This is a genomic window from Microterricola viridarii, assembly GCF_900104895.1.
Taxonomy (GTDB): Bacteria; Actinomycetota; Actinomycetes; order Actinomycetales; family Microbacteriaceae; genus Microterricola; species Microterricola viridarii.
This window is the reverse complement of sequence record NZ_LT629742.1, coordinates 1,891,099-1,915,566: the sequence shown is the minus strand read 5'-3', so window position 1 is coordinate 1,915,566 and position 24,468 is coordinate 1,891,099. Positions and strand designations below refer to the sequence as shown.

Sequence of the window (24,468 nt, the reverse complement as noted above, 5' to 3'; positions counted from 1 at the left end):
CGGAGGATCCCGCCGGCTGGAGGGGGCCGCGCCGCGGATGGGGCGGGCTAGAGCTCGACGTCGATCAGCTCGTACCCGGCGGACTCGAGTAGGCCTCCACCGGCGGTGACACCGGCAACGATAGCGCGCAGCGCGGCCTCGTCCGGGCCACTCAGCTTCACGACGGCGCGGCTGCCATATTCGGTTCCGAGAATGTTCACGCCCCGCTGGCGCAGCTCGGCCTCGATCCGGCCGGCGTCGGCGTGCGCGAGTGCCAGCGTGTAGAGCTCGCGCCGCTCACGCGCGACCACGGCGTCCTCGGCATGCGCCGCGTCGACGGCGGCGAGCACGGCATCCGAATAGGCGCGCACGAGGCCGCCAGCGCCCAGCAGGACGCCGCCGAAGTACCGACTGACCACCGCGACGGTGTCGATGAACTCGCGGCCGCTGAGCGCCTCCAGCATGGGACGGCCCGCTGTGCCGGACGGCTCGCCGTCGTCGTTCGAGCGGCGCACCTGGTCGGGGGCGGATGCCGGGCCCAGCACGAAGGCCGAGCAGTGGTGCCTGGCGTTCCACTCCTCGCGGCGGGCCGCGTCGATCTCGGCGCGCGCGGCCGCCTCATCCTCGACGCGGACCAGCCGACAGAGGAAGCGCGAGCGTTTGATCTCGATCTCGGTGTCGATGCGGGCACCGACTCCGCCGCGCAGCGTGAGGTCCGGCATCCGGTGCCTAACCCCAGCCGAGCTCGTGCAGCTGGTCGTCGTCCATGCCGTAGAAGTGGCCGATCTCGTGCACCAAAGTCACGTGGATCTGGTCTCGCAACTCGTCGATGTCGTTGCAGTGGGCGAGGTGGGCGTCACGGTAGATCGTGATGAGGTCCGGCAGCTCGCCGAATCCGTAGTTTCCACGGTGCGTCAAAGCGATGCCGTGGTACAGGCCGAACAGGCTCATCGAGCCGTCTTCTGCGCGATCCTCGACCGAGAACTGCACGTTCTCCAGGCCGGCCATCATGTCATCCGGGAGCAGATCGAGTTCATCTGCGACGAGGGCTTCGAAGTCCTCTTCGCTCATCTCGACTGGCATCGGATGCCCTTCTGAAACAACTTGGGGTGAGTAACGGGGCTTGAACCCGCGACCTCCTGGACCACAACCAGGCGCTCTACCAGCTGAGCTATACCCACCATGCGCCTGCTTCTCGCGAACTCGAAGAAGGCAACTCAATGAGTGTATTACATCCGCGGAGCGAAATCGGACACAACGCTCGCCGACACCGCCTGCACCTGCTCCGTCGTGGGCCCAGGATCCGCGACAAACACGGCGCGTCGGTAATATTCCAGCTCTCGAATTGATTCCAAAATATCTGCCAAAGCCCGGTGTCCACCGTCCTTTTTCGGCGCGTTGAAGTACACCCGGGGGAACCAACGGCGCGAAAGTTCCTTGATTGAGGAGACGTCGACGTTGCGGTAGTGGAGGTGTCCATCCAGGCGCGGCATGAATTTGGCCAAGAACGCCCGGTCGGTGCCGATGGTGTTGCCGGCCAGCGGAGCCTTCTGCTCGGTGGGAACGTGCTTGAGCACGTACTCCAGCACCTGATACTCGGCCTCCGCGACGCTCACGCCCTGCGGAATCTCCTCAATCAACCCCGAGGTGGTGTGCATGTTGCGCACGAAATCGTTCATCGACTCCATCGCAGAGTCGTCGGGCTTGATCACGATACTGAAACCCTCGTCCACGGCCTTCAGGTCGTAGTCGGTGATCACCACCGCAATCTCTACCAGTTCGTCGACCTCGAGATCGAGGCCCGTCATTTCACAGTCGATCCAGACCAGACGGTCGCTCGCATTCGTCATGGGCTTGAGTCTACCGAGGCGAACCGACACCCTCCCCCGCTTGCAATTGCGCCGAGGCTGCTGCGGTATCGTAGTCATGGTGCGCCTCCGTAGCTCAGGGGATAGAGCAGGAGCCTTCTAATCTCTTGGTCGCAGGTTCGAATCCTGCCGGGGGCACCCCTCACAACCCCCACACGCGGTGCTTCTCATCTCTTGGTCGCAGGTTCGAATCCTGCCGGGGGCACCACTGACACCACCTACCCGCGGTGCTTCTCATCTCTTGGTCGCAGGTTCGAATCCTGCCGGGGCACCACTGACACCACCTACCCGCGGCGCTTCTCATCTCTTGGTCGCAGGTTCGAATCCTGCCGGGGGCACCCTCTGAACCGCCTACCCGCGGTGCTTCTCATCTCTTGGTCGCAGGTTCGAATCCTGCCGGGGGCACCCTCTGAACCGCCCACCCGCGGTGCTTCTCATCTCTTGGTCGCAGGTTCGAATCCTGCCGGGGGGGGCACGCCTCTGAAACCCTTTCGCGGTGGCACTTCACTCAGTCAGGCGACAATGGAAGCGTGAAACTTCTTGTTGCCGCCCTCGAGGCCGAACTGACCGCATTCCCCGCCGAGCTCCCGGGCTTCGACCGCTTGGTCACCGGCCCGGGCAAGCTGCAGGCGACCTTCGCGCTGACCCGTGCGCTGGACGCCGGCGACTACGACGAGATCCTCGTGGTCGGCACCGCGGGCGCGATCAACCCCCTCCTCACGTCCAGGGTGTACGACGTGGATGCCGCCATCCAGCACGACGTCACCGATGTCGACGGGATCGTGGGGCAGCACGTGTCCCTGCCGGCCCGCGTCGAGACCGGCCGCGAGGGCATCACGATCGCGACCGGCGACCACTTCGTCGACGACGAGGAGGCCGTCGGCGTCATCCTCCCGCTCGGCGCCGGGCTCGTCGACATGGAGACGTACGCGTACATCTGGGTGGCCAATCAGTTCGGCGTGCCGATCCGCGTGCTCAAGTCCGTCTCCGACCGCGCGAAGGACGGCGCCATCACGGATTGGCGCGCCACCGTGGCCGCGTGCAGCGAGCAGCTGCGCGAGACGGTGCGCGAGGAGTACGGCGTCTGATCCAACGGGCATCCGCCCGATAAACCCGAGCACCGCTTGGATTTGACACGCGCGAGCGTGTGGCTGATGCTGAACGGGCTGTCCCGCCACCAGAAGCTTGTCACGATGGAGTGTCATGAAATCGGTTCGACGTCCCGTAGTCGCCCTGTCAACCATGCTGGCACTGGTGGCGCTCCAGGCCGCCGCCGATCCGACGGGCCTGCTCGCGCTGGTGGGCTGGTCGGGGGCGCTCCCCTCGCTCGCCGCCGGCGCGTGGACGTTCGCGCCATACCTGGTGTTCGTGCCGGTGCTGCTCGGCGTGCTCTGGTGGGCCACCGCGCGCGCCGGTGAGCGCTTCTGGACGCACACCGCCGGCATCGTGCTGGCGGTGCTCCTGGCCCAGGCCGCCACGACGCTCGTCATGACCGGGGACCTGGCCGCCGCCGGCTACGCGGCCGGCTTCGTCGCCGGCAAGGCGATCCCCGCGGCGCTCATCGTCGCCGCGCTCACCCGTCTGTTCGGCGGCCCGCGCAAGCCCCGCACCCTCGCGCCCGGCCTGGTCTGGCCGCCCGCTGTGCTGTTCGCCGCGCTCGCCCCGCTGCTGGCCGGGCTGTGGTGGACCGGTGCCGTGTACGCCCCCGGCATCCCCGCGGCGCGCCCCGACCGCGGCATCCTCTCGGTGATCGTCGCCATGCTGCTCATCGCCGCCGCCACGGCCCTCTGCCTGCGCTGGATGCGCACGCGGGTGCCCGGCGTGCTGGGCGGCTGGCTGGCCGCGCTCCTCGCCGGCGGGCTGGTCGGCGTCGTGCAGGCCACGATCGGGCTGATCGCGGACGGCGGCTTCGCCGGAGACATGTGGCCGCTGATGGCCGCCTACATCGCGGTCGCCGACGGGCTCGCCTTCGGCGCCTGCGCCGGCTGGGCGGTGGGCATCGGCGCCGTCGTCACCGACCGGGTCGGCGCGGCGCGCTCGTCCCGGGTCCCGCTGATCGCCGCCGCCTCGGTCGCTGTGCTCGCACTGGCCGCATCGCTGGTGCTGCCGAGCGTGGGCACAGCGTCTGCGGCGAGCGCCGAGGCGACACCGCCGGCCGGGATGCTGCGTGCCGAGGCATCCGCCATCGCTGACGGAGCCGGCAACCAGGTCTTGCTGCGCGGGGTGAACGTGAACAACCTCGTCGACTTCTACCAACCGCGCCCCGAGGTGCCGGCGACCACCCCGCTGACGGAGGCCGACTTCGCCGGGATGGCGGAGTACGGCTTCACCGTGTCCCGCTTGAACATCTCCTGGTCGGCTCTCGAGCCCGAGCGCGGCACCCTCGACCCCGCGTACCTCGCGCAGATCCGTGACGCGGTGGGCTGGGCGGCCGACAACGGCATCTACACCGTGCTCGACATGCACCAGGACGGCTGGTGGAACGGCGCCACCGCAGAGGGCACCGCGTGCCGGCCGGGCACCGAGACCATGTGGGGCTATGACGGCGCACCGGAGTGGGCGACGATCACGGATGCCGCACCGCGCTGCCAGTTCACCGGCCGCGATATCTCCCCCGCCGGCAACCGGGCGTTCCAGAACTTCTATTTCGACACCGACGGCGTGCAGAGCGCCCTCGCCGAGACGTGGGGCACGCTGGCCGCAGAGTTCCGCGACGAGCCGATGGTGGCCGGCTTCGATCTGCTCAACGAGCCGGGGTTCGGCGAGACGGCGCCCGTGACGACCTCGCACATGCTCGGCGCCTTCTACGGGAAGGCGATCGAGCAGATCCGCGCGGCCGGCGCCCCGCAGATCGTGTTCGTCGAGCCGAGCATCTTCTGGTCAGGCCTCGGCTTCGACACCGGCCCGTCCGCCGGCTTCACGACAGACCGCAACATCGTCTTCTCCCCACACCTGTACGCCGAGTCGATCACCATGGACCGCAGCCTCGGCATCCCCCCGATCGTCGGCCTGGAGCGCCAGTTCGACCTGGCCCAGCGCGTCGCCGCCGAGTACGACGCCCCGCTCTGGTCGGGCGAGTACGGCTACTGGGGCGAGGACGCCGACGTGCTGGCCCGGCTGACCCGCTATGCGGATGCCGAGGACGCCCACCTGCTCGGCAGCGCCTACTGGGTGTGGAAGCAGGCCTGCGGCGACCCGCAGAACGGCATCCAGGAGTTCGGCAACGCCCTGATGATGCAGGACTGCGCGACCGGCGGGGATGCGCCGCCCAAGGCGGACCTGCTCGAGGTCTTGAGCCGGGCCTACCCGCAGCAGGCGCCCGGCACGCTCACCGCGCTTGAGGCGGAGGGTGCGGCCGTCCAACTGGCCGGCCGCACCGACGCGCGCAGCTGCGGCCTGCGCGTCTGGGTGCCTGGCACGGCCGAGCCCGCGGTCGAGGCGACGGGCATCACGGATATCGAGGCGACCGCGGTGCCCGGCGGTTGGATTGTCACGGGCTGCGCCGGGGGCGAGTACTCGTTGTCGACCCGCTAGCGGCCGGGGCTGCGGCGGCCGGCCTCGGCGCCGGCCTCGGCGCCCGGGCGATGATCAGCACGCCCAGGATGACCACGGCGCCGCCCAGCAGCTCGGCGGGGATCGGCAGCTCGCCGAGCCACAGCCACGCGATCAGCACCGCGACGGGCGGCACCAGGTAGAGCAGCGAGGTGGAGACCGCCACCGGCATGCGGGCGACGGCGTACGCCCAGAGCACGAAGCCGAGCGCGGAAGGCAGCAGGCCGAGGTACACAGCGGCCAGCCACGGCCCGGCCCCCGCACCGAGCATCTCCTCCCAGCCGAGCGGCACGAACGGCAGCGTCATGACGGTTCCCGCCACCATGGCGTAACAGGCGACCTCCACACTCGTGTACCGCTGCAGCAACGGCCGTTGCAGCGGGTGGTACACGCCCTGCACCACCATGGCGGCGACGACGATCCAGACGGATGCCGACAGCGAGACGCCCGCCCGGGCCAGGCAGACGAAGGCGACCCCGGCGAGCGCGATGGCGCTGCCCACGATCGTCACCGCGCTGATCCGCTCGCTGAAGAGCAGCCGGGCGACCGCGACCGAGACGAGGGGCGCCGCCGCGACGATGATGCTCGCCGTGCCGGCCGGGACGTGCAGCTCGCCCCAGTTGAGCAGCAGCTGGTACGCCGTCATCCCGAAGAAGCCGCAGGCGGCGATCCAGCCGAGGTCGCGGGCGCGCGGCATCCGGGCCCGGGCGAGCGCGGCGAACACGAGCAGGGCGAGCGTGGCGACCAGCAGGCGGGCGAAGGACAACCCGATCACGCCGAGCTCCGGCGCGGCCACCCGGATCGCCGGGAAGGCGCTTGCCCAGAGCACGACGACGAGCAGACCGGCGAACAGTGCGCGATGACCCCCGGGGGCGTTGACCTTCATGGCCCCATGCTGGCAAACTGAACACGGCAGCACAATTGAATTGTTCTGACTTAATACCTCAGCAATGCTTATGGGAGGGGTGCCGTGATCGACGTCCGCAAGCTCCGGATGCTCTCCGCCCTCGAGCGGCTGGGCACTATCGCGGCCGTCGCGGAGGAACTCAGCCTCACCGCCCCCGGCGTCTCGATGCAGCTGAGCGCGCTCGAGCGCGAACTCGGCATGCAGCTGACCGAGCGCCAGGGCCGCCGCGTCGCCCTCACCGCGGCCGGCCGGGCGCTGGCGGCGCACGGGCACGAGATCCTCGACCGGATCACCCTCGCCGAGCTGGAGCTGGACGCCCTCCGCAGCGGCACGGTTGGCCGCTACACCCTGTGCGCCTTCCCCTCCGCCGCCCGCACGATCCTCGCCGACGCCTGCCGCAGGCTCATCACCGAGGGGGATTCGGCGCTCGACCTCCGGGTCCGCACCGACGAGCCCGACGAGGCACTCGCCGCGCTGCACACGGGCGCGGTCGACCTCGCCCTCATCCACGCCTACTCGAATGTGCCGCGCGAGCTGCCGCGCGGGGTGACGACCCGCACCATCGGGCGGGAGCCCGTCTGGCTCGCGGTGCGCCGCTCCGGGGGTCCGGATGCCGCACCGCCCTCGACGCGGCTGGAGGACTACGCCGCGCACCCGTGGGTTGTCCCCGCCGCCGGCTACACCTGCGCCGACATGGTCGAACGGGCCTGCGGGCTGGCCGGCTTTCGCCCGCGCGTCGTCGCCGAGTCCCTGGACTTCGGCGTGCAGCTCGAGATGGTCGCCGCCGGCATGGGCGTCGCGCTCGTCCCGGACCTCACCGTCGACCGGGTGCCGGACGGCGTCGAGCTGGTCCGCCCGGATGCCGCAATCGAGCGCAGCATCGCCATTGCCGTCCGCGCCCCCTCCGCCGCCGAACCCGGCATCCGTCGCATCGCCGCCGTCATCGAGGACGCGGCGACCGACCGCCTTGCCGAGCGCGCCCGGCTGCGGCGCTGAGCACACCCCCACACGAAGGAGACCGCCATGCCGAAGGAGACCGCCATGCCGATCAGCCCCCGCGCCGAACGCCTCCGCCACGCGATCTACATGCAGCTCGCCGAACACGGCACCCTGCAGACCCGCGACGCGCTCGCCGCCGAATTCGGCCTGACCCCGGCCGAGTACGAGGGGGCACTGGCCGAGCTCGCCGATGCCCACCACGTCGTGCTGGACGGCGGCGAGGTCGTGCTGGCACACCCCTTCGCCACCCGCTCCTTCCGCTTCTCGGTGATGGGACCGCGCACCCTCTGGTGGGGCGGCTGCGCCTGGGACGCCTTCGCGATCCCGAACCTGGTTCCCGGCTCCCCCGCGGTGCTCGTCGCCACCACCTGCCCGGCCTGTTCCACCGCCCACGCCTGGACGGTCACGAACGAGGCCCCGCCGGTCGGCGATCAGCTCGCCCACTTCCTCGTGCCGGTCGACCGGATCTGGCCGGATGCCGCCCACGCCTGCGCCAACCAGCAGATCTTCTGCTCCGAGCAGTGCATCGCCCACTGGCTGGAGCGCACCGGCAACACCCGCGGCTCCGTGCTCTCGCTGACCACTCTCTGGCGCCTCGCCGCCCACTGGTACGACGGGCGCCTGGACACGCCGTACGAGCGCCGGGAGCCCACACAGGCCGCCGACTACTTCCGCAGTGTCGGCCTGAGCGGCTCCTTCTGGGGACTCGGCGCTGGCGCGGAGGGCTAGGACTGGCGAACGGGGCTGTCTCGCGCGTCTAGAGTCGAAGGCGACCTTTTCTGCGCGGCCAGACCGCGCGCCCCAACTGCTGGAGCCCCCGCATGAGCCTGATCAGGCTGCACGATGTTGCCGTCCGCTTGGAGAACACCCAGATCCTGCGCGAGGCCTTCCTCCGCCTGGACACCGGGGAGCGAATCGGCCTGATCGGCAAGAACGGCTCCGGCAAGTCCACCATCCTCAAGCTCATCCTCGAGCAGGTGACCCCGGACACCGGCACCGTCACGCTCGAGCAGGGCGTGAAGATCGGCTACTTCTCGCAGTTCTCCGAGCTGGACGGCAGCGCCACCATCCTCGAGGTTCTGGACGGCCTGTTCGCGCACGTGGCCGAGATCGAGGCCGAGCTGGCCGAGATCGACGCCGCCATCGCCGCCGGGCCGGATGCCGCGGAGCTCGATCGCCTGATCCACCGGCAGGCCGCGCTGTTCGAGCAGATGGACCACGTCGACGGCTGGGACTACAAGCGCCACATCGACACTGCGCTCACCACCCTCGGCTTCAACGAGGCACACCGCACCAGCCCGATCGACCAGCTCTCCGGCGGCTGGCGCAACCGCGCTGCGCTGGCCAAGATCTTGCTCGAGCGCCCCGACGTGCTGCTGCTGGACGAGCCGACGAACTTCCTCGACGTCGCCGGCGTGGAGTGGCTGGAATCCTGGTTCCGCGACTTCCGCGGCGCGGCGATCATCGTCTCGCACGACCGCAAGTTCCTGGACTCGGTGGTCACCCGCATCATCGAGCTGGAGAACTTCCACCTGCACGAGTACCCGGGTAACTTCGGCGAGTACGTCGTGCAGAAGCAGTTCCGCCTGAAGAACCTGCAGTCCCAGTTCGTCCACGAATCCGAGCTGCTCGCCTTCGAGTCCGAGGGCATCGCCGACCGGCGGGAGGCCGCGAAGGCAGGCAGCAAGGGGCTCGATCGGAAGCTGGCATCCGTCAAGAAGTCGCGCGCCCCGCGCCCCGTCGACGAGATCATCACCGAGATCTACCGCGCCCTGCATGTGAAGGACGTGCTCTGCCGGGTGGAGGGCATCGGCAAGTCCTACGGCGACCGCACCCTGTTCGAGGACCTGAGCTTCGAGATCCGCCGCGGCAACCGCTACGTCGTGCTGGGCGCGAACGGCAGCGGCAAGTCCACCCTGCTCAAGGTGCTCACCGGCGAGGAGAGGGCGGATGCCGGCAAGGTCAACTGGGCCGGCGGCGTCAGCATCGTCTCCTACAACCAGATGCTCGACGAGCTCGACCCGGAGGACACCGTCAGCCACGCCGTGAACGCCCTGCCCGGCAGCCTCGCCTTCTCCGCCACCCGCAAGTCGGTCAATCGGTTCCTCGCCATGTTCCAGTTCTCCGAGGCCGACCTCAAGCAGAAGATCGGCGCCCTCTCCGGCGGCCAGCGGGCCCGCGTCGCGATGGCGCAGTGCCTGCTCTCCGGCGCCTCCGTGCTGTTGCTGGACGAGCCGACGAACCACCTCGACATGTCCAGCACCCAGGTGATGGAGCGCGCCCTCGTGCACTTCCCCGGCGCCATCGTCACCGTCAGCCACGACCGCTTCTTCAGCGAGAAGATCGCCAACCGCTACCTGGTGTTCGGGGCGGATGCCGCCGCTCCCAGCGCGGTCGCCGTTCGGGCCGCCTAGCCGGCGCGGCCCGTCGGCCGGGCCACGTAGCCGGCGCGGCCCGCCGGCCGGGCCCCGTTGCCGGCGCGGCCCACCCCCGCGCCCACGCCTACCGAGCTCCCCTCCCCGCGCCCACGCCGACAGGCGCCTCGGCCCACGTCGCGCCGGGCCCCTCTCTCCACGTCGGCTGAGGGAGCGAGGAACGAGCGACCGAAGCCCGGTTTCCAGCCCGACCACCCGGATGAACACCGCTGGTTGAGTCTTCCGCGACCGTCGCCAGCCTCACGCCGTGTCAGGGCTTCGGTCGCTGGCACTCCCTCCAGCCAGCGTGCATCTCCCGCGCACCTCTCCCCACGTCGGCTGAGGGAGCGAGGTACGAGCGACCGAAGCCCGGTTTCCAGCCCGAACACGGTGCCACTTCCGACGCTACCGCACCCCACTGACACGCCGAAAAGTTATCCACATCAGGGATTTAATCCGTTTGGGGCACCCATTCTTCCGTAGAATTGTGGTATGCGAACAGCCATCCCGGAAGCCACAGAAGAGGTCGCCGCCGCCCACCTCGGGCTGGCCGAGGCGCTGGCCGGGGTGGACGAACGGCTGCTGCACGACGACCCGCTCCTGCAGCTGACGGCTGCCATAGAGAGGGTCGGCATGCTGGTCGATTCCTGGCGGGTGCGCCTGGCCGGCGAGGTCGGCGCCCGCTCCCGCCGCGAGCTCGGCGACGACCGCCTCTCGGCCAAGAAGGGCTGCCGCAACGGGGTCGAACTCCTCGCCCGGACCACGCTCGCGTCCGAGCGGACGATCACCCAGCGGATGCGGCTCGGGGCGGCGACCCGCGCACGGGTCGCACTCACCGGCGACACGATGCCCGCCCGCTTCGAGCAGGTCGCCGAGGGCCTCCGTGCCGGTTCGCTCGGCTACGACAGCGCCCTGGCCATCGTCGACACCCTGGACCCGATCCGGGGCCGGGTCGGCGACCTCAACGTCGAGCTCGCCGAGACCGCCCTCGTCGCCGCCGCCACCGGCCCCACCCTCGAGTCCGCGCTGCCGTTCGCGGCCGACGAGGTCCGCGGCCAGGCCCGCGTCTGGGAGAACGTCCTCGACGAGGACGGCAGCATCCCGGCCGAGGAGCGGGCCATGGCCGCCCGCGGCATCAGCGGCGGGCTCACCCGGGACGGCCTCGTGCACCGCAAGATGGCGCTGCTGCCGGAGGTCGACGCGAAGTTCGAGACCCTGCTGAACGCCTACCTGAGCCCGCGCTCGAAGCCCACCTTCAACGATGCCGACCCGGACCAGCCGAAGGATCCGCGGGCGACCGCGCAGGCCCGCCACGACGTCTTCGCCAGCCTGATCGACGGCGCCGCCCGCAGTGCCGCGGCCCCGACGATGGGCGGGGCCGCCCCGACCGTGCTCGTCTCCGTGCGGCAGGCCGACCTCGCCGCCGGCAGCGGCGCCGGCTTCATCGAGGGCTGCGAGGCCCCGATCTCCCTGCGGGCGGTCGAGCAGTTCGTGTGTGCGGGCGGGCAGCAGCACGTGCTGATCGACGGCGACGGGCGCCTGGTCAGCCTGAGCAGCACCGACCGGGTGTTCAACGCCCAGCAGCGGCGGGCGATCAGCCTCCGCGACGGCGGCTGCATCATCCCCGGCTGCTCCATCCCGGCGGCCTGGTCGGAGATCCACCACGTGATCGCGTACCGAGACGGCGGAGAGACCGAGGTCTGCAACGGGGTCCTCCTCTGCTGGTTCCACCACCGCACGATTGAGACGAGCGGCTGGCGGATCCTGATGATCGACGGCGTCCCACACGTGAAACCGCCACCCTGGCTCCGGAACGGACGCACCGACGCCGAGACGCCGTGGCGAAGATCCACGAAGTCCCGCACCCAGCTCGCCGACCTCCTCGAACGGCAGCGCGAGCGCCAGCCCGTGCTCGTCGAGTAGGAGCTTCGGCCAGAACGAAACCCGTCCAAACCGATCAGGCACACGCTCAGGGCTTCGGTCGCTGGCGCTCCCTCTAGCCAACGTGAGGTGGCGCGCCACGCTAACCGCGAGGCAGCGTGTAGCCACAGCGCTGACTGCGCGGCGGCCCGTCTCAACATCCGCGCACACCCGGAAACCCCGCCCGACTGCCGCCACTGCAGCCCGTTTGGCGGATGCCACGGCGCGCGCTCCGCGGCATCCGCCGGGCGGCGCATAGCCTGAGGACATGGCGAAATTCAGGGTGGGGCGGTTCCTCGGGGTGCTGGCGGGAACGGTGGCGATCCTCGCGGTGGGTGTGTACGCCCCGGCCACGCTGCTCGGGCCGCTGCCCGCCGCCAGTGCGACCACGGTGAGCGAGCTGCCGGGCCAGACGGATGCCGCGGCACCCGTGCTCGCCGCGGACGGCGCCAGCGCCGTCATCCTGGCCGGCGACACCGCGCCGTTCGCCCAGGGCGGCAGCACCGAGGCACTGCCGCTGGCCTCGATCGCCAAGCTGGTCACCGCCCTCGTCGTGCTCGACGCGAAGCCGCTGGCCGCCGGCGAGAGCGGCGAGGCGCACACCATCGGCACCCCGGACTACCAGGACTACATCGACTACAGCGGCGGCGGGGCCCGCACCGTCGTCGTGTTCCCGAAGGAGCAGTGGACGCAGCGGGAGATGCTGCAGGCCCTGATCCTCGGCTCCAGCAACAACCACGCCGACACGCTCGCCCGCTGGGCCTACGGCAGCGTCGACGATTACCTCGCCGCGGCATCCGCCTGGCTCAAGAAGCAGGGCCTGGACGGCATCACCGTCGCCGACGCCACCGGCCTCTCCCCCGACAGCCGCGGCACCGCCGCCGACGTCACCCGCCTGGCCGCGCTGGTGCAGGCCGAGCCGGCGATCGCCGAGATCCTGGCGAACCCGCCGTCGGCGCTCGTGAACAACCGCGGCGTCAGCAACACCACCGCCTACCTGGCGGAGGAGGGCATCACCGGAATTTCGCGCAGCTACACGGATGAGGCGGGCGTCTGCCTGCTGTTCACCGCGAGCGTGCCGGCGCCGGAGCCAGGCGGCGAGCCGCTCGCCTTCTCGGCCGTGTTCCTCGGCTCACCGGGCTACGACACCCTCGAGTCCGATGTGCGCGCGCTGATGGAGAGCGCCGTCGCGGGCGCGGGCACGGTGCCGCTGATCGCGCAGGGCGAGCGATACGGCGAGTTCACCGCGCCGTGGGGCGCCACGGCATCCGCCGTCGCGATCACGGCGCAGAGCCGGCGGGCCTGGGCAGCTCAGGATGCCAGCCTGCTGGTCGAGCTGGACGAGCTCAGCACCGCCCAGCTGGGCCGCATCGTCGGCAGCGTCAGCGTGAGCACTCCGGGCGGCGAGCACCGCTCCCGACTGGAGCTGGACCGGGCCATCACCGACCCGGGGCCGGCCTGGCGCCTGCTCAACCCGGTGCCGATGATCACCGCGCTGCTCGCCGAGGTGCAGGGCTCCTAGCGCGGACTCGGGGGCTCAGGCCGCCTCGAGCACGAACTGGGCGCGGCCCCGCGGGTGTTCGGCGGCCTCGTAGCGCTCCCACTGCGCCTGCCACTCGTCCCAGTGGGCGTCGAAGCCGCCCGCGTCCCGCTCCAGCGCCCGGCGCTTGCGCACGGTGTCGTCGGCGCTCACCCAGACCGTCACGTCGGCGTGCGCCGCCGCGTCGCCGGCCAGGGCGCCGCAGCCCTCCACGATCACGGGCCGGTCCGTGGCCACCTCGTGCCATTCGGCGGGGGCGAGGCTGGCCCAGTCCCAGCGCCGCCACCCGGCCGGGCGGCCGGCCGCGCGCGCCTCCAGCAGCCCGGTGCGCATCTGCTCCGCCCCGGCGGCGAGCCCGCCCCAGCCGGGGTACACGTCGTCCAACCGGAGCAACTGTGGGGCGGCCTCCGTCGGCCAAGCCGCCAGCAGCCGGTCGGCCAAGGTGCTCTTGCCGGAGCCGCTCGGCCCGTCGATCAGCACGACGGCGTTGCGCGGGGCGTCGGCGATGGCCGCGAGCACCGCCGTGATGTCGGGCTCGGCGGGCACGGGCTCGGCGGGCACGGCCTCAGCGCAGCACAAAGTTCCAGCTTCCGGTCGCGACGGCCACGGCGACGGAGACCGCCGCGACGGCGCAGCCCAGGGCGATGGCCACCCATTCGGCGCCGCCGAACACAGAGGGACGGGCCCAGCTGCGCGGGGTGTCGCCACCGAAGCCGCGCGCCTCCATGGCGGTGGCCAGCTTGCTGCCGCGCCGGATGGAGAGCACGAGCAGCGCGAAGGCCTGGCCGAGCAGCCGCCGCAGCAGGCCGCGGTCGGCCACCCCGCGGGCGCGCCGGGCCAACTGCAGGCTGCGCCAGTCGTCGATGAACAGGCCGACCAGGCGGAGCGCGGCCAGGGCGCCGAGCACGAAGCGGCTGGGCAGCCGCGCCACCTGGGCGAGCCCGTCGGCGAGCTCGGTGGGATCGATGGTGATGAACAGCACCACTGCGGGCAGGGCGATCGCCAGCACCCGCATGCAGGTGGCCAAGCCGATCTCGAGCGAACCCTCTGTCACGTGGATCAGCCAGAACTGGAAGTAGGTCTCGCCGGACGCCTGCCCGTAGAGCACCATGCTGAAGCCGGTGAGCGGGGCGGCCAGCCAGACCGGGAGGGTGCGGGCGCTGAAGACGACGCGGCCGAGGCCGCCGGCGGTGAGCAGCGCGATCTCCAGCAGCAGGGCGACGGTGGCGGACACCCAGTCCAGGGTGAGCACGAGGGCGAGCGTGATCGGGATGGTCGCGGCGATCTTCGCGACGGGGTTGAGCCGGCCGAGCGCGCTGCCGGTGGCGACGGGGGCGAGCACGCTCATCGCGGCACCGCCTGTTCCGCGGCGGTGAGCGCGTACTCCTCGTCGGCGAGGGCGTGCACGAAGGCGGCGTCGTGGGTGACGGCAAGCGCCGAGTGGCCCTCCTCGACGAGCTCGGAGAGCAGGGCGAGCATCTCCGCCCAGGTGCGGGCGTCCTGGCCGAAGGTCGGCTCGTCCAGCACCAGCAGGCAGGGTTTCGCGGCCAGCATGGTGGCGACCGAGAGCCGGCGCTTCTCGCCGCCGGAGAGGGTGAAGGGGTTGGCGTCGACGAGGCGGCTGAGGCGCAGCCGCTGCAGCAGCTCCTCGGTGACGGCCGCGATCTCGGCGGCGCTCCGGCCGAGGGCCTTCGGCCCGACGGCGAGCTCGTCGCGCACCCGGGCGGTCAGGAACTGGTGCTCTGGATCCTGGAAGACGGTGCCGATGCGGCCGAGCAGCTGCCGCGACTTCCAGCGGATGGGGGACGGGCCGGCGCCGGCGGCGAGGCCGGCGCTGGCCTGCAGCGTGCCGCCGGCCGGCGGCAGCAGCCCGGCCAGGGTGAGCGCGAGCGTGGATTTGCCTGCGCCGTTCGGCCCGGTGAGGGCCAGGGCCCGGCCGGCGCGCACGTCCAGCTCGATGCCGGTGGCGACCGGATGCCGCGGCATCCGCGCCACGGAGAGGTCGCGCGCCTCAAGCAGCACCTCGGCCCCGGCGGGGCGACGCCGTTCCGGCACGGCCGGCGGGTGCCCGGGCACCCACACCCCGGCGGCGGCGAGGCTCGCGCCCTGCTCGCGGAGCACCCGGCCCGGTTCGCCGTCGGCCAGCACGCCGCCGTCGGCGGCGAGCACGATCACCCGGTCGACGAGCGGCAGCCACACCTCGACCCGGTGCTCGACGACGACGAGCGTCGCCCCGCGGTCGGCGAGCACACGGGTGACGGCGTGCTGCACCTCGGCAACGCCGTGCGGGTCGAGGTTCGCGGTCGGCTCGTCCAGCAGCAGCAGGCCGGGGCGCATCGCCAGCACGCCTGCGAGGGCGAGGCGCTGCTTCTGCCCGCCGGAGAGGGCGGAGGTGCTGCGATCCAGAGGCACGTCGAGGCCGACCGCATCCAGGGACTCGGCCACGCGCCGCCAGATCTCCTCCCGGGCGAGGCCCAGGTTCTCACAGCCGAAGGCGACGTCGTCGCCGACGCGGGAGAGGATCACCTGCGAGTCGGGGTCTTGCAGGACGAGCCCGCTGCGGCCGCGCGCAGCGGCGGCCGGCATCCCGTCGATCGACAGGGAGCCGCGGTGCTCGCCCTCCTCGTCGCCGCCGAGGACGCCGGCGAGGCCGTGCAGCAGGGTCGACTTGCCGGCGCCGGACGCGCCGAGCAGCAGCACCCGCTCCCCCGGCTCGATCGTGAACTCGGCGTCGCTGACCGCCCAGGAGCTGCGCCCGGCATGCCGCCAGCCCCAGCCCTGCACGTCGACGCGCGCCGCGCCCTGTTGCACTGCCATGTTTGTGCCTACGCCCTGCGTCCCACGCCCTACGCGGCGATCCGGGCCTGGCGGCCGGAGGCGAAGCGGCTGAGCGCGCCGGTGGCGGCAAGCCCGCGCACGGCGAACCAGGACAGCGCGCCGGCGATGACCGCGCCGCCGATGATGGCGGAGACCGTGTAGATGAGCAGGAACTGGGTGGCCGCGCCCGGGTACCAGAGCAGCAGGTCGTTGATCGCCATGCCGAGGCCGGCGCTCGCCCCCGCCAGGATCGCGACGGGCAGGGTCCAGCGGCGGTAGAGGAAGAGCAGGAAGATCAGCTCGGCGCCGAGGCCCTGCACCAGGCCGGCCTCGATGGTGAGGAAGCCGCCCCACTGGGTCCCGACGAGGGCCGAGACGACGGCGGCGAGGGTGGAGGTGTAGATCGCCGCGCCCGGCTTGCGGATGACGAGGCCGCCGAGCACGCCGGCGAACAGCCAGACGGCGGCGAGGCCGGCCTGCACGCCGGGCAGGGCGGCCTTCAGCGGGGAGCTGACGGTCTCCCAGGCGAGCCCCCAGGCCCAGAAGACGACGCCGGCGGCGACGCCGAGCACACTGGCGACGACGATGTCGACGACGCGCCAGTTGCCGATGCGCGCCGGCGCCGTTCCGCTCGTGTTGGAGGTGTTCTGTGGTGCGAGTGTTGCATGCACTGTTCGTGCCCTTTCGATCGGTGAAAAGAGGGCACGGGTATGAGATTGTTTCGGCCTCCCTGCGCTGGCATGATCCAGATCAGGTTCGACGGTCGAAGCTTGATCAGCTTCCTCTCAGCCCGGCTCACCGGACTCCCGTGTTCGTCACCGAGTATAGCCCGAGCGGGCGTGGCCGGTACCGCCGCTAGCATCAGAGCATGGGCATTCTGATTCTGCTGCCGCTGGCGGCGCTGATGCTCGTGCTGCTCTGGCTCTCGCTCCGCCGGCGCCGCCGCCTCGCGGCTGGGCTCCCGGTGCGCGTGCCCCTCTCGGATCGGCTCAGCGCGCTGTGGCAGCTGTGGCGCCGCCGCTAGCGCCCGCATCGAGATGATGCGGGGAGGGGCGCAGAGCGGAGTGTCGCCGGGTCTTAGTGCTTGAGCACCTTGATGAACCGCGACACCGCCCAACCGAAGACGCCGACGAACGGTGTCGCCACCGCCAGAAGGGCAATCACGTTCGGTTCGAAGCGGAGCACGCCGTCGCGCTTGATGTAGGCCCCGATCGGGATCGAGACGCCGCCGCCACCACCGCCGCCGGCCTCGTCCCCTGGCCCGGGCGCGACAGAGTTCTTCGACTGCATCTCGCCACCGCCGCCGCCGAAGCCGTACCAAGCCAGCGCGACCGGCACCATCTCCTGCCCGTCGACCTCGACGGGGTCGCCGTAGACCGTGGAGGCTCCGGCATTTCGGACAGATTCGGCAAGTTGCACAGCAATATTGCTCATGCGGATACGCTACCCCGCAGTCGGCGGCTTGACTAGAGCGGCCGGGCGCAGCATGCCCTTGCCGAAGCGTGCGGTCACCTCGTCGACGGCGAGCTCGGCCTCCCGCCACTCCTCGTCCGGGTCCCACAGCCCGAGGCTGCCGCCGCCCGCGCCGAGCTGCTCCGCACGCACCCCGATCAATCGCACCCGTTTGCCGGCGGCGCCGAGCGCGTCGAAGGCGGCGAGGGCCTCCTCGTAGATGCGCCGGCCCACATTGGTGGGCTCGGCCAGGGTGCGCGACTTGGTCACGGTGCTGAAGTCGCTGTACCGCAGCTTCAGCACGACCGTCCGCGCGACGACATCCGCCCGGCGCAGGCGCGCGGCGACGTCATCCGCCTGGCGCAGCAGCGCCCGCCGGATCTCGAGCTGGTCGGTGACGTCGAAGCTGAACGTCGTCTCGTGGCCGATGCTCTTCTCCTCGCGCTCGAGGCTGATGCTGCGCGGGTCAATGCCGTTGGCCAGGCTGTGCAGTTTGAGGGCGAGCGCCGGGCCGAGAGCTCCCTGCAGCACGTCGAGCGGCGTCTGGGCGACGTCGGCGACCCGGTTCAGGCCCAGCCGCTTCAGCTGCGCCTCCGTGGCGGGGCCGACGCCCCAGAGCGCACTGATGGGCAGCGGATGTAGGAACTCCAGCGTCTCGTCGGCCGGAACCACCAGCAGGCCGTTGGGCTTGGAGCGGCCGGAGGCCAGCTTGGCGACGAACTTCGTCGAGGCCACGCCCACCGAGCAGGTGAGCCCCGTCTCGGTCAGCACCCGGGCGCGGAGCAGCTGGGCGACGGTGCGCGGCGAGCCGAGCAGTTTGGTGGCGCCGGAGACGTCGAGGAAGGCCTCATCGATGCCGAGGCGCTCCACCAGCGGCGTCATGTCGTCGAAGATGCTCATGACCTGCCGGGAGAGCTCGGCATAGCGGGCCATCCGCACCGGCACGACGACGGCGTTCGGGCAGCGGCGCAGCGCGAGCGCCATCGGCATCGCCGAGTTCACGCCGTAGCGGCGGGCCTCGTAGTTGGCGGCGGAGACCACGGAGCGCGGGCCCAGCCCGCCCACGACGACGGGCTTGCCGGCGAGCGCCGGGTTGTCCAGCAGCTCGACGGAGGCGAAGAAGGCGTCGAGATCGACGTGCAGGAACGGGGTGCGCGAGTCGTCGGCGTCGGCGGCGCTCACCTGCCGCGTCGAACCGTCTTGTTTGCTCACCTCTCGAGGGTACCGCCCGCCGCTGACACCCGGCCCGGCGCGCTCAGCGGTCGTCCCGCTCCGCCCCCGCGATCCGCTGCGCGATGTAGATGGGGACGATGGAGACGAGCACCAGCACGACGGCGATCACGCTGACGATGGGCGCCTGGTTCGGCCGGAACATGTTGTTCAGGATGAAGATGGGCAGGGTGGTCACCCCGGAGCCGGCGGTGAACGTCGTCACGATGATCTCGTCGAAGCTGAGCGCGAAGGCCAGCAGCCCGCCGGCGAAGAGGGCCGAGCGCAGCTGCGGGAAGGTGATCAGCCGGAATGTCGTCCAGATGCCGGCGCCGAGGTCGGCCGAGGCCTCCTCGAAGTTGGTGCCCAGCCGGCGGAGCCGCGCGATCACGTTGTTGAAGACCGTCACGATGCAGAAGGTGGCGTGGGCGATGACGACCGTCCAGATGGAGAGCGGCACGCCGAGGATGGTGCGGAAGAAGTTGTTCAGGGCGATGCCCGTGATGATGCCGGGCAGCGCGATGGGCAGGATGACGAGCAGGCTGACCGTGTCGCGGCCGAAGAACGCGAAGCGCTGCAGCGCGAACGAGATCAGGGTGCCGAGCACGAGCGAGACGATCGTGGCGATGATGGCGAGCTGCACGCTGGTCAGCACGGCGTCGATGGCGCCCGCGCTCTGGAACGCCTTGCCCCACCATTCCAGGGTGAAGCCGGGCGGCGGCCAGCTCAGGCTCTGGCTCGTGCTGAAGGAGTTGATGAAGACGACTCCGAGCGGCAGGTAGATGGCGAGCAGGATGAGGACGGTGACGACGCCGAGCACCGTGCGGGAGAGGCGGCTGAGTCGCATCCGGGCTCCTAGAGGTTGTCCAGGGCGCCCGTGCGCCGCACGAGGGCCAGGTAGCCGAAGATGATCGCGATCGGGATGAGGGCGATGGCCGCCGCCAGCGGCAGGTTGTTCGCCGCGCCGACGTTGGTGAAGACGAGGTTGCCGAGCATCTGGTTGGCGCCGCCGACGATGTTGACCGTCAGGTAGTCGCCGAGGGAGAGCGAGAAGCTGAAGATCGAGCCGGCGATGATCGCCGGCCAGATCAGCGGCAGCGTGACCAGCCTGAGCGTCATCCACGTCCTGCCGCCGAGGTCGCCGGACGCCTCCAGCAGCGAGTCCGGCACCCGCTCGAGCCCCGCGTAGATGGGCAGGATGACGTAGGGCAGCCAGAGGTAGCTGAGCGTGATGATGGTGGCCGTCAGCCCGTAGCCGGGGGTGCTCCCGCCGAAGGGGGTGAGCAGCCACTGCAGGATGCCGTCCTGGGAGAGCACGCTGCGCCAGGCGTACGCCTTGACCAGGTAGCTGGCCCAGAGCGGCATGAGCACGGCGATCACGAGGATGCGCTGCATCCGCGGGCCGGCCACCTTCGCCATGAAGAAGGCGATCGGCAGGGCGATGAGCACGTCGATCACCGTCACGAGCAGCGCGACGCCCACGGTGCGCAGCGTCACGACCTGGTAGAGCGAACCGGTGAGCACCGTGATGATGTTGTCCAGCGTCCAGCTCTGCGTGATCTCGCCGGTGAAGCTGTCGACGCTCCAGAACGCGGTCACGAGCAGCGCGGCCAGGGCCACGACGTAGACGATGCCCAGCCAGAGCAGCGGGGCGGCGATCAGAAAGCCGAGCCGCAGCCGCGGGTGCCGGCTGAAGAAGGCCGAGCCGCGCCGCGCCAGCCCGTGCCGGGGCGCGGGCACGCCCGAACGCTGTTGCGTCGGGGCGGCTGCACTACTCATCTGGCTGCTCTCGCTCGGAACGGGTGCGGTCGGGCTCCTCGCGCGGCAGCCGGTCGGCCGCCGCGCGAGGGTGGATCAGCCCTTGATCTCCTGCCACGCCGTCGTCCAGGCGGCGTAGTCGGTGCACTGCACGTCGGTGCGCCCGTCCAGGCACTCCGCGATCGGCGTCGACCAGTACCAGATCTTCGACGCGTAGTCGGCGTCGCCGGCGTGGTAGGCCTCACAGGAGCCCTCTGAGCGGAACTCGCAGGCGGCCTGGTTGGACGGCGCCTCGCCGAAGTACTCTGTCGCCTGCCCGTTGGCCTCCGGGCTGGCGATGTAGTCCAGCCAGGCGTAGGCGCAGTTCGGGCTCTTCGCCGCGGACGCGATCATCCAGGTGTCCGACCAACCGGTCACGCCCTCCGACGGCACGGTCACCGCCGCCGGGGTGCCCTCGGCCAGCGAGTTCGCGATCACCTGCCAGGTGGTGCCGACGACGGTGTCCCCCGATTCGAAGGACTGGATGGTCTTCAGGTAGTCGGACCAGTACTCGCCGATGTTCGCGCGCTGCTCCTTGAGCAGGGCGACGGATGCCGCCAGCTGCTCCTCGTCGAGAGCGTACGGGTTCTCGATGCCGAGGTCGGGCTGGTGCGTCATCAGGTACATGGCGGCATCCGCGATGTAGATCGGCGAGTCATAGGCGGTGACCTTGCCCTGGAACTCGCTGCCCTTGTCGAAGACCACGTCCCACGAGGTCGGCGCCGGGGTGACGACGTCGGTGTTGTACATGAGCAGGTTGGCGCCGTAGCCGTGCGGCACCCCGTAGGAGACACCGTCGACGCTGTTCCAGGACTGCATCTTGAGGAAGTCGTAGACGCCGGCGTAGTTGGGGATCAGGTCGGTGTTCACCGGGGCGACGGTTCCGGCCGCGACCAGGCGCAGCGAGGCATCGCCGGAGGCGGCGACGACGTCGTAGTCCCCGGTCTTCATCAGGCTGAACGCCTCGTCCGAGGTGCCGTAGGTCTTGCTCGTCACCTGACAACCGGTCTGCTCCTCGAAGGGGGTGACCCAGTCGACGGCGGGGTCGTTGCTGCCGTCCTCGACGTATCCGGGCCAGGCGAGGATCGACACGGCCCCCTCCATCTCGCCGAGCTCGGTCGCGGCGGTCTCCCCGCCGGAGGAACCCCCGCTCGTTCCGCACGCGGTGAGCGCCGCGAGGGAGGCAGCCGCGAGCAGCGCAAGCGCCGCCCGTCGCCGCGTTGGTGGCATGGTGTGCTTCATTGCCGTCTCCATCCGTTTCAGTGCGTCATGGTTGTGGTGTCGTTCGGTGCCGCCGCATTCGCTCGTCCCAGGGCGACCAGGTCGCTGTCGCGCCAGGTCACGCTCACCCGGCGCCCGCGTTCCTCTGGAATGCCGCGGTGGCGGTCGTTCTGCTCCACCACCACGACCCTCATGCCGGCGTCCAGGTCGACGAAGATGCGCGTGACGCTGCCGACGTAGACGAGCTCGGCGATGGTTCCCGCGGCGACGTGCTCCCCGGTGGCCGGCCCACCGGCGGATGCCGGCGGCTCCCCCGCCGCGAGCGAGAGCTTCTCCGGGCGCAGCGAGTGCGCGCCGGGCCGCCCGAGCAGGCGGCGCGAGAGGGCGTCGTCGAAGATGTTGGAGGTGCCGACGAAGGCGGCGACGAAGGGCGAGCGGGGCCGTTCGTAGATCTCGGCCGGGGTGCCGAGCTGTTCGATCCTGCCGTCGCTGAACACGGCGATCCGGTCGCTGAGGGTCAGCGCCTCCTCCTGGTCGTGGGTGACGAAGATGAAGGTGATGCCGAGGTCGCGTTGGATCTCCTTGAGCTCGACCTGCATCTGCTCGCGGAGCTTCAGGTCGAGGGCGCCGAGCGGTTCGTCCAGCAGCAGCGCCTTCGGCTCGACGACGGTGGCCCGGGCCAGCGCGACGCGCTGCCGCTGGCCGCCGGAGAGCTGGGCCGGCCGGCGGTCGCCGAAGGACCCGAGCCGCACCTTCTCCAGCGCCGCTCTGGCGCGCTCCCGGCGCTCGGCCTTGCCCATGCCGCGCACCCGCAGCCCGTAGGCCACGTTGTCCAGCACGCTCATGTGCGGGAACAGCGCGTAGTCCTGGAAGACGGTGTTGACGTCCCGGTCGAACGGCGCCGTGCCGGTGACGTCACGCCCGAACAGCTCGATCGTGCCGGCGGTCGGCAGCTCGAAGCCGGCGATCAGGCGCAGCACCGTCGTCTTGCCGGAGCCGGAGGGCCCGAGCATGGAGAAGAACTCGCCGGCCGCGATGTCCAGGTTGAGCCCGTCGACGGCGTTCACCGCGCCGAAGGTCTTCGTCACCTCACTGAGGCGAATAGCCGGCGCTTCTGTGGACACTCTCGCTCCCTCTCACACGGCGGCTGCGCCGAGGCGCACGATCCGATGCGCCCCGCATGAGGAAAGCTCAGAATCCCGCTCTGAGGAAAATCATAGGGTCACGGATGCCGGCCGTGGGCGTGCGATGTTACGGTCCAGTCACAACTTGCGCCATCGACCACCCGGCCACACATCGAAAGGGAGAACCGAATGTCGAGGGAGACAGAGCAGCAGAGCGTCATCGTGCACGGCGCCGGCGGTGCGATCGGGTCGGCTGTCGCCCGGCAGTTCGCGCGCCACGGCGCCGAGTTGTTCCTGGCCGGCCACCGCGGGCAGAGCGTCGAGGCGACGGCGGAGCGCATTCGCGCGGAGTCGCCGGCGCGCGTGCACGTCGCCGAGGTCGACGCCTTCGACCCGGCAGCCGTCAACGCCCACGCCGACGCCGTGTTCGAGGCCGCCGGCCGGATCGACGTGATGCTCAACGCCGTGAGCATCCCGTTGGTTCAGGGCGTCCCGCTGCTCGAGCTCGGCCTCGAGGACGCGCTCGCCCCCGCCACCAGCTGGCTGCGCACCCAGTTCATCACGTCTCAGGCCGCGGGGAGGCACATGGCGGAGCGGGGAGGCGGGACGATCCTGACGTTGTCAGCCTCGCCGGCCCGGGTGGCGATCGCAGGAGTCGGCGGCTTCGCCGCGGCCTGCTCCGCCGTCGAGGCGCTCACCCGCACCTTCGCCGCCGAGCTCGGCCCGTCCGGCGTGCGGGTGGTCTGCCTCCGGATGCAGCGCATCCTGGAGACGATCGGCGACATCCCCGACCTGCCGATGCCGCTGGAGGAGTTCGCCGGGTTCCTCGAATCCCTCACCACGAGCCGTTCGCTCCCCTCGCTCGACGAGGTGGCCGAGATGGCGGTGTTCCTGGCCGAGGGCGGTGCGCGCTCGATGAACGGCGCGGTGCTGAACCTGACGTGCGGGATGAGCCCGGACTAGCGCGCCCGACAATGAGCCGGCGTGGCTCAGAAGCCGAAGTCGCCGAAGCTGTCGCTACCGAAGCTGTCGCCACCGTCGAAGAACCCGCCGCCGCCGGCCTCGACGCTGCCGTCCGCGCCGGCGTCTGTGCCCGCATCTGTGCCCGCATCTGTGCCGGCATCCGTGCCCTCAGCGCCGGTCGCCTCGCCGATCCCGGACGGGATGAATGACTGGGCGATGGCGGAGCCGATCACAACGCCGGCGATGGAGCCGAGCATCGAGCTGCCGAGCATGCCGCCGAAGCCCAGGCCGCCCGCCCCACGCTGCGGCGAGAAGGAGCGCTCAAGGGTTCCCGGCGCCTGCAGCTCGCGCCGCGTGGCCGCCTGGGCGAGCGAGCGCGGGTCGTCGGCGCGGGGCTGCTCCCCTGGGGAGGCTCCGGCGCTCAGTTCTTGGAAGACCAGGGCGCGCTGCTCGGGGGTGAGCTGGGCGAACGCCTCGGCGTGCGCCTGCTCGATCGTCTCTGGCGGTGCGGTGCGAAGCAGGTACCGGTAGCGCTCGACCGCCACCTCGTCGGGGTGCCGCTCGCGCGGGATCGCGGCCCGGCGCTGCTGCTCCGATTGCGCTGCGTCAGCCGGGGTCTGCGAGCCGAAAAGCCAGTCCATGAATCCCATGGTGTTCTCCCTGTCGTGTGGTGCTGCACAGCCTAAGCGGCGATGCTTTCGGTTTT

24 protein-coding genes, 2 tRNA genes and 1 riboswitch are annotated in these 24,468 nt (G+C 70.9%); of the genes, 10 read left to right on the top strand and 16 right to left on the bottom strand.

The annotated features are described in order from the left end of the window. Positions 1-47: 47 nt before the first annotated feature. The 4 genes from BLT62_RS08700 to orn form a co-directional block, all read right to left on the bottom strand. Positions 48-701: an IMPACT family protein gene (locus tag BLT62_RS08700; protein ID WP_083363697.1), complete on the bottom strand. Its 654-nt coding sequence runs from the start codon at positions 699-701 to the stop codon at positions 48-50. 7 nt (positions 702-708) lie between these two features. Continuing rightward, positions 709-1,062 (bottom strand): metallopeptidase family protein, encoded by a 354-nt coding sequence (locus BLT62_RS08695; RefSeq protein ID WP_083363696.1) that lies wholly within the window; start codon positions 1,060-1,062, stop codon positions 709-711. 22 nt (positions 1,063-1,084) lie between these two features. Beyond that, positions 1,085-1,160 (bottom strand) — tRNA-His (locus BLT62_RS08690). 48 nt (positions 1,161-1,208) lie between these two features. After that, entirely contained in the window at positions 1,209-1,829 is a 621-nt protein-coding gene (orn, locus tag BLT62_RS08685; protein WP_083363695.1) for an oligoribonuclease, read from the bottom strand. An 83-nt stretch (positions 1,830-1,912) separates the two neighbouring features. Between orn and BLT62_RS08680 the strand changes: the two genes are divergently transcribed. From BLT62_RS08680 to BLT62_RS08670, 3 genes are all read left to right on the top strand, one after another. Beyond that, positions 1,913-1,985: transfer RNA gene (locus BLT62_RS08680), tRNA-Arg, on the top strand. 392 nt (positions 1,986-2,377) lie between these two features. Then, positions 2,378-2,935 carry a phosphorylase family protein gene (locus BLT62_RS08675; protein WP_083363694.1) on the top strand — a complete coding sequence of 186 codons (558 nt, stop codon included), beginning with the start codon at positions 2,378-2,380 and terminating at the stop codon, positions 2,933-2,935. 166 nt (positions 2,936-3,101) lie between these two features. Continuing rightward, positions 3,102-5,381 carry a cellulase family glycosylhydrolase gene (locus tag BLT62_RS08670; protein ID WP_172829672.1) on the top strand — a complete coding sequence of 760 codons (2,280 nt, stop codon included), beginning with the start codon at positions 3,102-3,104 and terminating at the stop codon, positions 5,379-5,381. Here the strand turns inward: BLT62_RS08670 and BLT62_RS08665 are convergent. Continuing rightward, entirely contained in the window at positions 5,338-6,285 is a 948-nt protein-coding gene (locus BLT62_RS08665) for a DMT family transporter (RefSeq protein WP_083363692.1), read from the bottom strand. The genes BLT62_RS08670 and BLT62_RS08665 overlap by 44 nt on opposite strands. An 84-nt stretch (positions 6,286-6,369) precedes the next feature. On the opposite strand from BLT62_RS08665, the gene BLT62_RS08660 reads away from it, so the two are divergent. The 5 genes from BLT62_RS08660 to BLT62_RS08640 all read left to right on the top strand — a co-directional run bounded on the left by BLT62_RS08660 (position 6,370) and on the right by BLT62_RS08640 (position 13,161). Next, on the top strand, positions 6,370-7,302 hold the full coding sequence (locus BLT62_RS08660) for a LysR family transcriptional regulator (protein WP_197675189.1): 933 nt from the start codon (positions 6,370-6,372) through the stop codon (positions 7,300-7,302). A 27-nt stretch (positions 7,303-7,329) separates the two neighbouring features. Beyond that, on the top strand, positions 7,330-8,034 hold the full coding sequence (gene merB, locus BLT62_RS08655; protein ID WP_197675188.1) for an organomercurial lyase: 705 nt from the start codon (positions 7,330-7,332) through the stop codon (positions 8,032-8,034). Positions 8,035-8,126: 92 nt separating this feature from the next. Beyond that, the gene (locus BLT62_RS08650) at positions 8,127-9,719 is read left to right on the top strand and encodes an ABC-F family ATP-binding cassette domain-containing protein (protein ID WP_083363691.1); all 1,593 of its coding nucleotides are present in this window, start codon (positions 8,127-8,129) and stop codon (positions 9,717-9,719) included. 492 nt (positions 9,720-10,211) lie between these two features. Next, complete coding sequence (locus tag BLT62_RS08645; protein WP_083363690.1) at positions 10,212-11,642, top strand: HNH endonuclease signature motif containing protein; 1,431 nt, start codon at positions 10,212-10,214, stop codon at positions 11,640-11,642. 265 nt (positions 11,643-11,907) lie between these two features. Then, entirely contained in the window at positions 11,908-13,161 is a 1,254-nt protein-coding gene (locus BLT62_RS08640; protein ID WP_083363689.1) for a D-alanyl-D-alanine carboxypeptidase family protein, read from the top strand. Positions 13,162-13,176: 15 nt separating this feature from the next. Here BLT62_RS08640 and BLT62_RS08635 read toward each other — a convergent pair whose 3' ends face one another. The 4 genes from BLT62_RS08635 to BLT62_RS08620 are packed head-to-tail and all read right to left on the bottom strand — an operon-like array spanning position 13,177 to position 16,667. Then, a complete protein-coding gene (locus BLT62_RS08635; protein ID WP_231919406.1) occupies positions 13,177-13,740 on the bottom strand; it encodes an AAA family ATPase in 564 nt (187 codons plus the stop codon). Between the two features lie 4 nt (positions 13,741-13,744). Then, on the bottom strand, positions 13,745-14,527 hold the full coding sequence (locus BLT62_RS08630) for an energy-coupling factor transporter transmembrane component T family protein (protein WP_083363688.1): 783 nt from the start codon (positions 14,525-14,527) through the stop codon (positions 13,745-13,747). Next, a complete protein-coding gene (locus BLT62_RS08625) occupies positions 14,524-15,996 on the bottom strand; it encodes an ABC transporter ATP-binding protein (protein WP_083363687.1) in 1,473 nt (490 codons plus the stop codon). The genes BLT62_RS08630 and BLT62_RS08625 overlap by 4 nt, the downstream gene beginning before the upstream one ends. A gap of 29 nt (positions 15,997-16,025) precedes the next feature. Beyond that, complete coding sequence (locus tag BLT62_RS08620; RefSeq protein WP_083363686.1) at positions 16,026-16,667, bottom strand: ECF transporter S component; 642 nt, start codon at positions 16,665-16,667, stop codon at positions 16,026-16,028. 39 nt (positions 16,668-16,706) lie between these two features. Further along, positions 16,707-16,816, bottom strand: a riboswitch (TPP riboswitch). Between the two features lie 48 nt (positions 16,817-16,864). Between BLT62_RS08620 and BLT62_RS17655 the strand changes: the two genes are divergently transcribed. Continuing rightward, on the top strand, positions 16,865-17,020 hold the full coding sequence (locus tag BLT62_RS17655) for a hypothetical protein (RefSeq protein ID WP_156786293.1): 156 nt from the start codon (positions 16,865-16,867) through the stop codon (positions 17,018-17,020). A 53-nt stretch (positions 17,021-17,073) separates the two neighbouring features. Here BLT62_RS17655 and BLT62_RS08615 read toward each other — a convergent pair whose 3' ends face one another. The 6 genes from BLT62_RS08615 to BLT62_RS08590 all read right to left on the bottom strand — a co-directional run bounded on the left by BLT62_RS08615 (position 17,074) and on the right by BLT62_RS08590 (position 22,763). Then, positions 17,074-17,430 carry a spore germination protein GerW family protein gene (locus tag BLT62_RS08615; RefSeq protein ID WP_083363685.1) on the bottom strand — a complete coding sequence of 119 codons (357 nt, stop codon included), beginning with the start codon at positions 17,428-17,430 and terminating at the stop codon, positions 17,074-17,076. Between the two features lie 9 nt (positions 17,431-17,439). After that, positions 17,440-18,660 carry a DNA polymerase IV gene (gene dinB, locus BLT62_RS08610; RefSeq protein WP_083363684.1) on the bottom strand — a complete coding sequence of 407 codons (1,221 nt, stop codon included), beginning with the start codon at positions 18,658-18,660 and terminating at the stop codon, positions 17,440-17,442. Between the two features lie 43 nt (positions 18,661-18,703). Continuing rightward, positions 18,704-19,504 (bottom strand): ABC transporter permease, encoded by an 801-nt coding sequence (locus tag BLT62_RS08605; protein ID WP_083363683.1) that lies wholly within the window; start codon positions 19,502-19,504, stop codon positions 18,704-18,706. Between the two features lie 8 nt (positions 19,505-19,512). After that, positions 19,513-20,436, bottom strand: a complete 924-nt coding sequence (locus BLT62_RS08600) for an ABC transporter permease (RefSeq protein ID WP_083363682.1) — start codon at positions 20,434-20,436, stop codon at positions 19,513-19,515. Positions 20,437-20,511: 75 nt separating this feature from the next. Next, complete coding sequence (locus BLT62_RS08595) at positions 20,512-21,696, bottom strand: ABC transporter substrate-binding protein (RefSeq protein ID WP_083363681.1); 1,185 nt, start codon at positions 21,694-21,696, stop codon at positions 20,512-20,514. Positions 21,697-21,713: 17 nt separating this feature from the next. Further along, positions 21,714-22,763 carry an ABC transporter ATP-binding protein gene (locus BLT62_RS08590; RefSeq protein WP_231919405.1) on the bottom strand — a complete coding sequence of 350 codons (1,050 nt, stop codon included), beginning with the start codon at positions 22,761-22,763 and terminating at the stop codon, positions 21,714-21,716. A gap of 225 nt (positions 22,764-22,988) precedes the next feature. Between BLT62_RS08590 and BLT62_RS08585 the strand changes: the two genes are divergently transcribed. Next, positions 22,989-23,762: an SDR family NAD(P)-dependent oxidoreductase gene (locus BLT62_RS08585; protein WP_083363679.1), complete on the top strand. Its 774-nt coding sequence runs from the start codon at positions 22,989-22,991 to the stop codon at positions 23,760-23,762. Between the two features lie 26 nt (positions 23,763-23,788). Here BLT62_RS08585 and BLT62_RS08580 read toward each other — a convergent pair whose 3' ends face one another. Beyond that, a complete protein-coding gene (locus tag BLT62_RS08580; RefSeq protein WP_231919477.1) occupies positions 23,789-24,403 on the bottom strand; it encodes a hypothetical protein in 615 nt (204 codons plus the stop codon). Positions 24,404-24,468 lie beyond the last annotated feature (65 nt).

What these genes read in the sequence shown, in the direction of transcription:
- orn (WP_083363695.1), bottom strand. Translation starts at nt 1,829, where the DNA reads ATGACGAATGCGAGCGACCGTCTGGTCTGGATCGACTGTGAAATGACG.
- BLT62_RS08700 (WP_083363697.1), bottom strand. Translation starts at nt 701, where the DNA reads ATGCCGGACCTCACGCTGCGCGGCGGAGTCGGTGCCCGCATCGACACC.
- BLT62_RS08615 (WP_083363685.1), bottom strand. Translation starts at nt 17,430, where the DNA reads ATGAGCAATATTGCTGTGCAACTTGCCGAATCTGTCCGAAATGCCGGA.
- BLT62_RS17655 (WP_156786293.1), top strand. Translation starts at nt 16,865, where the DNA reads ATGGGCATTCTGATTCTGCTGCCGCTGGCGGCGCTGATGCTCGTGCTG.
- BLT62_RS08640 (WP_083363689.1), top strand. Translation starts at nt 11,908, where the DNA reads ATGGCGAAATTCAGGGTGGGGCGGTTCCTCGGGGTGCTGGCGGGAACG.
- BLT62_RS08625 (WP_083363687.1), bottom strand. Translation starts at nt 15,996, where the DNA reads ATGGCAGTGCAACAGGGCGCGGCGCGCGTCGACGTGCAGGGCTGGGGC.
- BLT62_RS08600 (WP_083363682.1), bottom strand. Translation starts at nt 20,436, where the DNA reads ATGAGTAGTGCAGCCGCCCCGACGCAACAGCGTTCGGGCGTGCCCGCG.
- BLT62_RS08585 (WP_083363679.1), top strand. Translation starts at nt 22,989, where the DNA reads ATGTCGAGGGAGACAGAGCAGCAGAGCGTCATCGTGCACGGCGCCGGC.
- BLT62_RS08595 (WP_083363681.1), bottom strand. Translation starts at nt 21,696, where the DNA reads ATGAAGCACACCATGCCACCAACGCGGCGACGGGCGGCGCTTGCGCTG.
- BLT62_RS08605 (WP_083363683.1), bottom strand. Translation starts at nt 19,504, where the DNA reads ATGCGACTCAGCCGCCTCTCCCGCACGGTGCTCGGCGTCGTCACCGTC.
- merB (WP_197675188.1), top strand. Translation starts at nt 7,330, where the DNA reads ATGCCGAAGGAGACCGCCATGCCGATCAGCCCCCGCGCCGAACGCCTC.
- BLT62_RS08665 (WP_083363692.1), bottom strand. Translation starts at nt 6,285, where the DNA reads ATGAAGGTCAACGCCCCCGGGGGTCATCGCGCACTGTTCGCCGGTCTG.
- BLT62_RS08580 (WP_231919477.1), bottom strand. Translation starts at nt 24,403, where the DNA reads ATGGACTGGCTTTTCGGCTCGCAGACCCCGGCTGACGCAGCGCAATCG.
- BLT62_RS08645 (WP_083363690.1), top strand. Translation starts at nt 10,212, where the DNA reads ATGCGAACAGCCATCCCGGAAGCCACAGAAGAGGTCGCCGCCGCCCAC.
- BLT62_RS08695 (WP_083363696.1), bottom strand. Translation starts at nt 1,062, where the DNA reads ATGCCAGTCGAGATGAGCGAAGAGGACTTCGAAGCCCTCGTCGCAGAT.
- BLT62_RS08630 (WP_083363688.1), bottom strand. Translation starts at nt 14,527, where the DNA reads ATGAGCGTGCTCGCCCCCGTCGCCACCGGCAGCGCGCTCGGCCGGCTC.
- BLT62_RS08650 (WP_083363691.1), top strand. Translation starts at nt 8,127, where the DNA reads ATGAGCCTGATCAGGCTGCACGATGTTGCCGTCCGCTTGGAGAACACC.